Here is an 11,715-nt window from a genome sequence, read left to right on the forward strand (position 1 = left end):
AAGAGCCGCCTCGGCAACCGACGCCCCAGGCGCACCACGCCTCGATTACCGGGGAGTTTCCAGCTGGCTGCGGTCCCAGCCGCCGCGTTCGGCGGCGGCTTCATAGGTGGTCTGCAGGAACTCGAGCAGGGTTGCATCCGGGTCCGCCGCGGTACGCACGGTTTCGTAGGGCAGCAGGAACTCGCCGACCTCGGGGCTGTAGAAGGCGTCGTCGGGGCGGACCGGGTGCTGGGTATACCCGGCGGGTTCGGGGTACGCGTACGAGTAGAAGGTTCCCTCTCCGGGTCCGCCCGGCCAGAAGCCGCAGCTGCTGAGCTCGTGGGAATAACCCTCGACCATCACCCAGTCCGCGCAGTTGGGGGCACCACCGGGATGTTGCGGTGCCGTGCGGCCGGAGAACCGGGTGACCGCCAAGTCCATCGCGCCCCAGAAGAAGTGGACCGGGCTGACCTTCCCCACGAACCGGGACCGGAACGCGGTCAGCGCCCGGTGAGCGGCGAGCAGCTGCCGCCAGAACAGGTGCGCGTGCTCCGGGCGGTAGCAGGCGTGTTCGGTGTCTTCCTCGAACGCAATGGCATGCTCGATCTCCCTCGGCATCGTCCAGATGGAAACCGGCAGGTCGAGCTCGCGGAGCGCGGCCATGGTCTCCCGGTAGAACTCCGCGACCGATTTCGGCTCCAACCGGACCTGCCGCGCGTCGCCGCTGCTGGATCGGATGTGCAGCTGGTGTGCGCAGAAGTCGAACTCGATGTCGAACGCCCGCCCGTCGTGCGGCATCACCGAGGTGGTCAGCCCGCGAGCCGAGACGTACAGCGGAACCTGCCACCAGTGGTTGACCATGGGCTCCATCGCCAACCGGACCTTCCCCACGATCTGGGTCCACATGTGCAGCGTGTCGCGTGTATCGGCCCACTCCTCCACGAGCAGCGAAGGCCAATCCCCGACCGAATCTCGAACACCCGTCATAGCCCCCTCCGGCACGCCTGACCTGACGGGCCCAGTGTGCATTTCCCGCCGCCCCACCGCGCTGCGGAGCACTCTTACGAACGTGCATTCGTTTCCTCGCGAGATCGCGCCCGAACCGTGTGAGAACGCCACGGCCTGCCAGGGCGCGACCCCACGAATAGCGCTCGACTAGCGCTGCGCAGCGAGCCACCCGAACCGACGGAGCGCGCGGGCAAACCGCTCCGTTTCGACGGCCAGGCAGCCAAGGCTTGCCGTATCGACATCACCGAGGGAGATCTGCTCCGCTTCGCAGGCGAGGTCGCCCTGTAGCAAGCGCATGGCGAACACCATTTGTCCAGGAGTGTCGATCGCGCCGGGATGCCGTCCGCCGCCAAAGCGTCGGATTCTCCTTTCCCACCAGCGCTTTCGAATGCGGCGAACACGATGCAGTCCGTACGTGGTGCGCGAACTCAGCGCCAGCTTCGACGAAACGGTGGACCGCTGCCTGGATCTCGATGCTTCGCTTGAGATGATCAATCAGGTCCGGTGCCGTGTCAGGGAGTCACCTGAAGGCCGGCGGCCGCACCCGCTTCGGGCCTTGGCTGGTCGTGCAATCATGTAGTGCTGTGGAGTCCACCCGTGTTGATCGCTGGCTTTGGGCCGTCCGGCTGACCAAGACCCGTCCGGACGCCGCCGCGGCCTGTCGTGGCGGGCACGTGCGCGTCAACGACCGCCCCGCCAAGCCCGCGACCACCGTGTGCCCCGGCGACGAAATCCGAGCGCGCGTCGGCGACCGGACCCGGATCGTCGAGGTGGTGCGGGTGATCCAGCGGCGCGTCGGCGCGGCCGATGCCTCCACTTGCTACATCGACCGGACGCCGGCCCCGCCGCCGGAGGTCTCGATGCCGGTGGCCCGCCGCGAGCGGGGCGCCGGACGGCCCACGAAGCGCGACCGCCGGATGATCGAAAAGTTCCGCGACGGGGGGATCTGACCGGCGGGCGCGCTCCTGGTTCACCGCTGCCCGGTCCGGGAAGAAGCGGGTCACCCCTGCCGTTTCGATCAGGCCCACCACCGTTTAGCGGACGATCCATGGCGCCGTGAGGAACACGACCGAGGCCCGAAGCTCGTCGATAGCGCCGAACCGCCGACCGCGCGCGGGATCGCTCACCCGGTGCCCTGGCCGGTGGCCAGCCACTTCGCGATCAGAGCCCCATCAAGGCACCAGGCACGCGCGGTGGCGGCAGCGTCGTCGTCGGTGAACAGGTACTCCCACATCACCGACGGTGGCTTGCCGGCCATCGAGTTGATGTCGAAGACTCGTGTCCGCAGCGACTGTATACATTCGCAGCGGTTCAATGCGAGAGGAAGGTTCCCGGATGTCCGGTGACGTCGACGTCGCAATCATCGGCGGTGGATTGCTCGGGCTGGCAACGGCGAGGGCGGTGCTGCGCGCATACCCGGATGCCTCCGTGACCGTCCTGGAGAAGGAATCGCGCTGGGGCGCGCACCAGTCCGGGCACAACAGCAACGTGATTCACAGTGGCCTCTACTACGCGCCGGGCAGCCTCAAAGCGCGGCTGGCCCGCGTCGGCGGGGAGGCGATGATCCGCTACTGCGACGAGAACGGCGTGCCGGTCAAGCGCACCGGCAAGATCGTGGTCGCCACGGCCAAGGACCAGTTGCCGCGACTGGACGCGCTCGCAGTCCGAGGCCGGGAGAACGGCGTCACGGTGCAGCGGTTGAACCGCGCCGAGATCGCCGAGCGGGAACCGCACGTCGCCGGGGTTGGCGCGTTGGCGGTCGCCGACACCGCGATGACCGACTTCGGCCAGGTGTGCCGCGCCTTCGCGGCCGAGCTCACCGAACTCGGCGCCGACCTGCGCACGAACTCGCCAGCGCGGTCGTTCACCGCCGGCCGTGACCGGACGGCCGTCCACACACCCACCGGCGAGGTCCGGGCCCGGATCATCGTCAACTGCGCCGGCCTGCACAGCGACAAGATCGCCGAAGCCGCCGGGCACCGGCCGCCGGTGCGGATCATGCCCTTCCGCGGGGAGTACGCCGAGATCCGCCCGGCCCGCCGCGGGCTGATCAACAACCCGGTCTACCCGGTTCCCGACCCGGGCCTCCCCTTCCTCGGCGTGCACGTGACACCGATGCTCGATGGCACCGTGCACGTGGGACCCAACGCAGTGCCCGCCCTGGCGCGACAGGGATACCGGTGGCGCGACGTCGACCCGCGCATGCTGCACGAACTGCTGCGCGATCCCGCCATGCGCGGGCTCGCGCGACGCTATTGGCGCTACGGCCTCGCGGAAATCGGCCGATCGCTGATCTGGCCGCTGTTCGTCCGCGAAGTGCGCCGGATGATCCCGGAGATCAACGGCGAAGACCTGCGCCGGCACGGCAGCGGCGTGCGGGCGCAGGCCGTCAAGGCCACCGGCGAGTTGGTCGACGACTTCGTAATCAGCCACACCCCGCGCGCGATCCACGTGCTCAACGCGCCCTCGCCGGCAGCGACTTCAAGCCTGCTCATCGGCAGCCACATCGCCGCCGAAGCCTTCGACCAACTCGGGCTCGCCAACATCGCCCAAACCGTGCGCGAGACCCCGACCGGCATTTGACCTGAAACCCGTTGCGGCGCAACCACCTACCACGACCTCGCCGCAACGGGCGTCCCCGTCCAAGCAGTTCCCGCCACCGCGCGCGTCAGCGGGCCGGACCACACCGAGGGCGGTGTCTGTTCTGCTGCCAGCATGCGCAACTACCCAGAGGGGCGGATAGCGAACTCCAGCTTGCCAATTCGGCTAACAGGTCTACTCGCCCGGTGGCGAATCCCCAGAACCGATGCGGGCAATTCCCGCACCGCGATCCGCAAGCACTGGGGAACCTCAAAGCTAGTGCGAGGCACTAAGCCCCTCTACCGCGGTCCACCCCGACTTAGTCCCGAAGACGCCGCACATCGGTAGGCCAGGAACTCGGATCCCTCATGGGCTTCGACCCGCACACCGCGGAGTCGAACAGGTTATGTTCGCAAACGCACCAAGGGGAAGGCTGCCAGCCGGATCGTGCACGGCTCGTACCCGGCACGACCGCGCCGGCCGATCGGCGTTCAGACCGGCCGAGCCGCCTGGATGAGTGCGTGCGAACCGCTGGTCCGCCAGGCATCGCCAGTCTTGTCCAACGTCGCCGTGGTCGCTTCGTCGAGTCCCACCACGACCTCGGATTTCAGGACCCGCAACGCGACGACCGGGCCCGGGAAGTACGACGTGACATCAACGAAGGACGTGGTAGCGGGCCAATACCGGTCACCGACGAGCCGCCGGTAGTTCAGGTCGCCCTTCATGATGGTGACCGAGGCGGACGCGAACGCCTCGCGCAGGTCGTCCGGCATGGCGCGGTAGTCCAGCGGAGCGCAGAAGAACGGGTGGTCACGCACCTCGATCCGACCGGCCCGCAAGCCGTCCCAGACGCGCCGCCCGACCGAGCCCACCTCCCCGGCCAGCTCGATCAGGTGACGCAGGACGCCGAGCACGTCGGCGGGCGTGGCATCGGAGACGTAGTATGGGTTCGGTTTGACGTGCAGGACGACGCGGTCCGCGCGGCCGGTCGTCAGCAGGTGATCGACCAGCACCAGGTCGGCGGCCAGTTCTCCAGCGGAGTTGTCGGCGACGAGGTGGACCGGACCGGGCGCTTCGAACAGAGACCAGAACAACAGGCTGTCGCCGGTCACCAACCCCGCCGCAGTGCCCTCGGCGTCCGCCGATATCCGGAATGCGAGGTCGGCCTGGTTTCCCCACATTGCGGCCTGCACCACCGCGTCGTCGCGGTCGGGCTCCCCGAGCAGCGGCAGCTGGTTGAAGGCAGCCAGCGTTTCGGCCGCACCCGCGCTGCGGAGCTCGGCGTTCTTCATCGGGGCGAACGGATCGATACCGCGCCACGGACCGGGCGCGAAGTACCCGATGGCGGCGAGCAGCTTACGGAAGAAGTAGCTCTCCGCCCACAGGAAGGAGCATTCGGACCACGGCCTGCCCAACCAATCTTCCGCCCATGCCGCCCAGGCGCCGTGGTCCGGCGCGTCGTCGTCGAGCAGTTCGACGACTCCCTCGGTCGTCTCGCGCAGCAGTTCCGCGAGCCTGTCGCGCACCCCCGCCCCGAACGGGAACGCGGCGCACAGCTGCTCGATCATGGCCGGGTGGCGTTCGTGGAACACCTTCCACGCGAACGAACCAGGCACTCCGATCGTGATCGACTGCGCTTCCCGTTCCACGACAACTCCCCGCTGTGCTCCACGACCAACCCGCAACCGGGAGCCTACGCACGTTCCCCGGCTGGTTCCCGGCGCTGACCCCGGCGGCACGAGGCCGGTTCCGGAACTGGTCGACGACCGCGAGGAATAAGGCACTTGACGTACCGGATCGACGAGCTGCAGCTGGTCGAAACCGAGGTGCAGGCCCCCGACACCGGCGCGCTGAGACGTGCTCACGATGTTGCGGCGACATCGGTTGCGGACGCTGTTGGGGCTCCTCCAGGAGTGGTGAACCCGGCCAAGACCCTTGCCGGGGTGCCATTGGGAATCTTGATCGAGACGTTTCGTTCGCCTTGATCGTTCACCTCGAGCCCCTGGTCCGCCAGGACTGCGCCGTTGGCGTCCAGCACGAACAGGTGGACCCGGCCCGGTCCGTTCACTTCGAGGCGGGCGTGGACCTCACCTTGCTCCGCTTGCGCGCCGGTGAGCCTGGTTCCCGCATCGCCTGCCGGCGGCGCGCCACCCAGCGACGTGTTCAGTCGTACCGCCTGGTCGATCGACTGGGGCGAATCCACGGAGGACAGCGCGTCCAGCGAGAGCACCGGGGCAGGTGGCGGGGCCGGCGGGCCCGCAGGCCGGTCCTGGAGGCTCGCCCGGCCCCAGCGGTACGGGTCGCCTTGCACTCCTCCCCAGGTTGACCAGCCGATCCGGGACTGGCCGATCAGGTCCTGGGTGTCCGAGTCGTACACCAGGACGTTCAGGCCCAGCTTCCGGGGATCGACCGAACCGGGCAGCACCTGCAGCGGGATGGCCAGCTCGACCGTGTACCCACCCTCGCGCAGCTTGGACGCGAGCTTGACGCCGGGCGCGGTCTCCTCGGCCGGGCCCTGGTGGTTGTCCGCGTCCCTGGCGTGGCAGGGTGCACCGGATCCGTTGGTGGTCGGCAGCACCGCCACCTTGAACGTGCTCGACGTGTTCTCCGAATCCGCCTTCGGGTCGATGGTGATCTCGACGGCGTCGGAGCGCCAGTGCCGCTTGCAGTCCTCGGGTGCCAGGACCGTGCCCTGCTTCTCGTCCACCACGTCGACCAGTGCGTACAGCGTCTCACCACGCCAGGAAAACCTTGCGGTGGCAGCACAATCCGGCGCCGCGCACTCCTCCCCTTCCCACAGCGCGGATGCGTCGAGCACTGCGGCCGGGTACTCCTGCGGTCCCGCTTCACCGTCCACCACCGGCTCGGTGCCGGATTGCGGAATCGTGGTGGCCGGAACCAGTTCCAAGGCTGCGGCCCTCTCACCCGTCGCGCCGTCATCGGTGCGGGTGATCAGGGTGTACGAGTGATCGCCGCCGTGCATTCCGGTGGGCATTTCCGGGTCCGTGCCGCGCACCTCGAAGGTGAGCACCGAAGTCTTCCCGGGAGCGATCGCCTGGAACGGCTGCTCTGCGTTCGGCACCTCGAACCCCTGAGGTGGCACGAACCGAACCGTGCCAGAACGGGGTTTCGCGCTGTAGTTGCGCACGACCACTTGCACATCGCGTTCGCCAAGGGCCGGGACCGTTTGGACCGGGGCAACCTCGTTCTGCAGCAACGGAAGCTGCGCCTCGGTGGTCCACCGCTGGAATTCCGCGACACCCGGCAGCGGTGCCTGCTCGGCCACGACCGGCGGCACGACGTCGAACCGCAGCTCGCTTTCTCCACGGCCCTGCGGGGATTCGACGCGCACCGGCACCTGAACCCGCTCGGGTCCGTACTGGCCGGGAACCGCCACCGTCAGGTCGACTCCTGCGGTCGCCCCCGGTTCCAGCGGCCCGAACGCGCCGTCGCCCTGGACTTCCCATCCTGGGGGCAGGCCCAGAGCGACCCGGCCCGCTTGCAACACAGTGCTCGCGGGGGCGGTCACCTCGACCCGTACCGGCGTGCTCGCACCGGCGGTGATCCGCGGGCGCTCTGCGGTGGCGGTAAGCCCGGTCCCAGCAGGCAAGCCGCCGGGAATCGCCAACAGCGCACCGAGCAGCGGCGCGTCCGCTCCTTGTGCCCCGGGCACGTACGGAGCGCGGTTGGCCATCTCGGTGAGGTGGTCGCATCCGATCTGCGCGAGATCGCCCGGGACGTCCGGCCGGGTGGCCCATCCCTGGCTCTTGTACTCGCGTTCCGCGACGCGTTCCCGCTGCTCCCAGTTGGTTTCACCGCTTACCCCGTACACGTAGTATTCGGGCCCCGGCGAATCCACTGGCGTGGTGTGCTTCTCGCAGTCACCTCCTTCGACTTCCTCCTCCGCGCCGGCCGCGTTGGACAGCACCCTGCGCACGGACCAAGGCGAGAGCCCCTCGTCACTGATCTGCTCGGGGAAGGCCGCAGGATCGGCGGCCCGCCGGTAGGCTTCAAGCGCGAGCCGCGCCGCGTACTGGTGGTTTCCGTGGTTGCCCGGCGTGGGCGCGGGGTCCATGGTCACCATGACCTCGGGCCGGGTTTGCCGCACGACGCGGACTAGCTTCGCCAGCACCTCGTCGTGGTGCCAGGCCTGCTCGGTCAGCGGGGCACTCACCGTGTAGTAGAGGTCGGGGTCATCCAAGTTGTACACGTCCGAGATGCCGAAACCTCCGACAGCACGGCGTTCCTCACCTTCGCGCAGCAGGCCCAAAGCCGGTCCTTCCTCCGGCCCGACCGCGTTGCCACCGCCTTCACCGCGGGTGATGGTCACGACACCGGTTCGCACCTGGTGGTCGTGCTGCCAGCGGCCGAAGGTCGACAGCAACGAAGCTTCGTCGTCCGGATGCGCCCCGACGAAGAGAACTTCCAGGTCTTGAGCATCCGGTTGCGCGGAAGCCGTCGGGGGCAGGATCCCCGCACCCAGCACCGCCGCCAGCGCGACAACCGAACCTGCACGAACCGATAGCACCGATCCACTCCTAGGACGAGACGATCATGCGGCGCCGAGAATGGCACGACCCGGATCTCCGCGCACGCAAGAACAGCCAACCGCAGAAGACATCTCACACTTCAGGACGACCGCGGTGACGGACCGGCCCGAAGCAGACGCTGCGGTCAGTTCATCCGTCGTCGGTCCTATCGAACCGCCATGGCGGAATTCGTACTGCTCGGTCGCTGGTGCGTGGCACGGGTCGTGGGCGCGGGACCTCCCGGACCTGCGCGCGGCCGAGCACGGGTCCTGGTGCGGGGTTTTAACAATCTCCACCACGCAGAACGCGCGTACCAACGTCGTCGGGTGCACAGAAACGAGGTCAACGGGCCGGTACACGGCCATGTGGTGCAAGCCATCTACGCCCATGGCGGTGTTTACTTGCACCAATCAGAGCCATCGACTCGCGGAAGGACACGGGACGCGCTGCGCTCGGCGACCGTTTCGGTCGGGCCCGGCAAAGGTGTTCGGGTGGTGCCAGGAATCGTGCTCCCCATGGCTTTCCAACCGGAGCCGACTCGTCACCGAAAGCCGCTGGGAAACGGTCTCGCGCTGATCCACGGCGAGCCCGATGACCGCCCTTTCACCTGCGTTTCAGCGGTACACCGACCGACGACGAGCGCGTCGTCGTGGACATTGCGGTCAAAGCTGCGGTGCTCGCCCCCGCATAGCGGGGACGTGTGCGGCGTACTTGACGAAGCAGGTGACCTCGTCGCGGTTCCCGCGGTTCCCGAGCGGCTGGCTAGCGCCGGGCGGAGCAACCACCAATGGCTCGAAGGGCTCAGCGCCGAACAGCTCCGCGCGGGCCGCTGGCTGCAAATCGACCAAACTCGCTTCGACGTTTCACGCGGGCTCGCGGAAATCAACCGCAGCAGAGGTATCGCTTCGCTGCGAGACCTCGACTCGGACCGGCACAACCGGGAAAAGGCAACCCATGCCGCCCACCGGCTCGCTCGCTGAGCGCAGGCTGGTCCAGGTCAGGCCTGCGCAGCGGCGCGCCGGAGGAGCACCCATGTCGACGCAAGCAGCGCTGCCGCCGCGACGGCTTGCGCAACCGCGAAGGTGCCCCAGGAACCCTGATATGCGCCGTCCGACCAGAAGGCGTTGCCGAGGTAGGTGAATCGGGGACCGAGGAGCAGGGAGCCGAGCAGGAGCAGCAGTTCCGGGCCGAGGTAGGCGGCGACGGTCGCGGCGACGAAGGCCCGCTGGGATTCGTCGCCGAACTCCGTGAGCGCGGTGGCCGCGCACAGCCCGCCGATCGCGACCACCGGTAACAATGCCGCCAGCGCTCCCACCCCGGCCAGCACGGTCATGCTGCCGTATTCGTGCGGGATCCCGGCGAACAGCAGGATGAACTGCGCGGCGGCTGCGCCCACCACGACGTAGGCGAGCGGACGCCGGGTCGGCGGCACGATGCGGGTGCGCCGGGGCAGCACGTCCAACGGTGCCAGCCGCATGACCAGCAGGACGGTGAAGGCGATCACGGAGAAGAACTCCAGCCAGACCCACACATCGGCCTCGGCGTGGATCGAGGCGAGCGCGTCCACGAGCCAGTAGACCGCGTTCGCGACGACCAGCCCGGAACCGATCGCGCCCCGTCCGCCGGGGCGCTCCATCAGCACCAGCCCGGCGAACAGCAGGGCGAACCGGATCAAGAAGTAGCCGAGCCCCAGCAAGCTCGAAGCGGCGATCATCGGGGTAGACACGAACAACGTGGTCGCCGCGACCGCCGCGGCTGCCGCGACAAGCACCTTCGGGCTGCGGAGCCACACCGGAGTCCGCACGCGGCTGCGCCAGTCCCCATCGACCGGCGGTGGCGCCGTACGCGCCCGGGCCCAGTCGAGCACCGCCGCCACCCTCGACGACAGGTTGCCGACACCCGGCGGACTGACCGCGTTCCGCAACTCCGCTGCCAACACGGAAAACGGCGCGCTCGCCGCGCTGGCCGCCACGACGCTCAGCGCCTGTGGCAGCCGCCCGCAAAGTTCGATCAACTCGTCGGCGGCCTGCGGCTCGGCCGCCAGCCGCTCCTCCCCCAACCGGCGGGCCAGGAGCTCACGCGCCTCGCCCACGCTGGGCACGTCCAGCAACAGCGAGCGGGCGCCCTCGGTGATAAGACCAGTCAGCGGGTTTCGGCTGGTCAGCACGACGAAGGAGTTGGAACCACCGGGCAGCAGCGGGCGCACCTGCTCGGCGTCGCGGACGTCGTCCAGCACCACCAGAACCCGCTTGTCCGCCAGCAACGTGCGGTACCGGGCTGCCTGAGCAGCAACGTTTGATGGAATCCTGTCTTCTCCCAAGGCTTCCAGGAAGCTCCGGAGCACATCACCCGGTCGCGCCGGCCAGCCGGAAGGGTCAGAACCCCGCAGGTCCGCGTACAACTGCCCACCGGGGAACCGATCCACCACCTGATTCGCCCAGTGCACCGCCAGGGCCGTCTTGCCGATGCCCGTGGTGCCCTCGACCGCCGAGATCACCACGGCCCTGGCGGAATCCGCCAGCACGGCGTGCAACGCGGCCAGTTCGTCCGCCTGCCCGGCGAACGGGGCAACGGCCAGCGGCAGCTGCCGCGGCACCACCGGCTCCTGGTGGTGTCCGCTGAAGTGAACACCGCCGTAGACGGCACCCACCTGCGCAACCGGCCCGTTGACCGTGCCGCTCTGCTCGTTGTTCGTCTCGCCCTCATCGCCCACGAGCCACCCGCCCCCATCCAACCTGGCCCAATGCGACGTTACGAGCCGATCTTAGCGCCAGCGGTGAAAACCCGTGCGGGAAAAGGGCATGTGCGGGTCCGGTAGTCAGGCCGTGGCAGGCCGCAGCCGCACGACGAAAGCCGCGAACTCGGCCTGCTGCTGCGGGGTCATCACGCCCTTCGGGACCACTACGGCCTGCGCCTTGCCGAACATCACGTACCAGACCTCGGGCGTTTCCACCGCGCGCCCTAGACCGGCCCACCACAGCCGCGACTCGCACAACGGGTAGGAGATCTGCATCCACTCGTCGTTGAGTACCAGGCGGAACCCCTGCTTGATGGCCGCGGCCTGCATCCGCATCGCCACCGCCACCAGGATCGGCCCGATCGCGAGCACCAATAGCAGTCCGCCGACCACCGCCGTGTACCCGAACGGCTCCGATGGGTCCAGCACGACCAGGAGGAGCCCGAGCAGCGCGAGCAGCCCACCCAAGATGCGGATGAGCATCAGATGGTTGCGAACCAGGAACCGGATGGTGCGCCGCAGTTGCTGCGCGTCGTAGGGGACCTCGAACGACATCTGCACCGCTGCATATTAGGGCGCACACCATCGTTTTCATGCCCACGGAAGGTATCGAGACTGCAACTTCCTCGGTCGGCTACTTCTCGCGGACGAGAACGCAATCCACGGCAGTGGATTGCGATGCTACTCCAGGCCTTTTCGATCACAGCGACCCTCGCCGCCCGCCGGGGCGCGGTCAAATGCCGGGGCCGCAGGAGCTCTTCCGCCCGGGGAGAGCGTCGTCGAACTGCACAAAGACGAGGGCTTTTGGGTCGCCTACGACGCGGTCGGCGTGTTCGCCCGGCGCGACTCGAGGGCGCGCCGATCGGCGCGCCCTCGAGTCGC

9 protein-coding genes are annotated in these 11,715 nt (G+C 68.5%); 2 read left to right on the forward strand and 7 right to left on the reverse strand.

Annotated elements, in window-relative coordinates; translation table 11 throughout:
- Positions 1-45: 45 nt before the first annotated feature.
- Together ACWDKQ_RS24195 and ACWDKQ_RS24200 are read right to left on the reverse strand one after the other, a co-directional pair.
- Positions 46-966 carry a DUF5996 family protein gene (locus ACWDKQ_RS24195; RefSeq protein ID WP_450141037.1) on the reverse strand — a complete coding sequence of 307 codons (921 nt, stop codon included), beginning with the start codon at positions 964-966 and terminating at the stop codon, positions 46-48.
- 168 nt (positions 967-1,134) lie between these two features.
- Positions 1,135-1,482, reverse strand: coding sequence for a hypothetical protein (locus ACWDKQ_RS24200; RefSeq protein WP_450141038.1), 348 nt, complete (start codon positions 1,480-1,482; stop codon positions 1,135-1,137).
- A gap of 89 nt (positions 1,483-1,571) precedes the next feature.
- Between ACWDKQ_RS24200 and ACWDKQ_RS24205 the strand changes: the two genes are divergently transcribed.
- Positions 1,572-1,937 carry an RNA-binding S4 domain-containing protein gene (locus tag ACWDKQ_RS24205; protein WP_190823786.1) on the forward strand — a complete coding sequence of 122 codons (366 nt, stop codon included), beginning with the start codon at positions 1,572-1,574 and terminating at the stop codon, positions 1,935-1,937.
- A gap of 173 nt (positions 1,938-2,110) precedes the next feature.
- Here ACWDKQ_RS24205 and ACWDKQ_RS24210 read toward each other — a convergent pair whose 3' ends face one another.
- The gene (locus ACWDKQ_RS24210) at positions 2,111-2,245 is read right to left on the reverse strand and encodes a hypothetical protein (protein ID WP_450141039.1); all 135 of its coding nucleotides are present in this window, start codon (positions 2,243-2,245) and stop codon (positions 2,111-2,113) included.
- 77 nt (positions 2,246-2,322) lie between these two features.
- Here ACWDKQ_RS24210 and lhgO point away from each other — a divergent pair, with 77 nt between their 5' ends.
- Positions 2,323-3,570, forward strand: coding sequence for an L-2-hydroxyglutarate oxidase (lhgO, locus tag ACWDKQ_RS24215; RefSeq protein WP_450141040.1), 1,248 nt, complete (start codon positions 2,323-2,325; stop codon positions 3,568-3,570).
- Between the two features lie 488 nt (positions 3,571-4,058).
- On the opposite strand, the gene ACWDKQ_RS24220 is transcribed toward lhgO, so the two are convergent.
- From ACWDKQ_RS24220 to ACWDKQ_RS24235, 4 genes are all read right to left on the reverse strand, one after another.
- Entirely contained in the window at positions 4,059-5,216 is a 1,158-nt protein-coding gene (locus ACWDKQ_RS24220) for a damage-control phosphatase ARMT1 family protein (protein WP_450141041.1), read from the reverse strand.
- Between the two features lie 212 nt (positions 5,217-5,428).
- Positions 5,429-8,095 carry a sugar-binding protein gene (locus ACWDKQ_RS24225; protein WP_450141042.1) on the reverse strand — a complete coding sequence of 889 codons (2,667 nt, stop codon included), beginning with the start codon at positions 8,093-8,095 and terminating at the stop codon, positions 5,429-5,431.
- Positions 8,096-9,093: 998 nt separating this feature from the next.
- The gene (locus tag ACWDKQ_RS24230; RefSeq protein WP_450141043.1) at positions 9,094-10,809 is read right to left on the reverse strand and encodes an NB-ARC domain-containing protein; all 1,716 of its coding nucleotides are present in this window, start codon (positions 10,807-10,809) and stop codon (positions 9,094-9,096) included.
- 105 nt (positions 10,810-10,914) lie between these two features.
- A complete protein-coding gene (locus tag ACWDKQ_RS24235) occupies positions 10,915-11,388 on the reverse strand; it encodes a YcxB family protein (RefSeq protein WP_450141044.1) in 474 nt (157 codons plus the stop codon).
- Positions 11,389-11,715: the final 327 nt, after the last annotated feature.

Source organism: Saccharopolyspora sp. NPDC000995 (assembly GCF_053599315.1).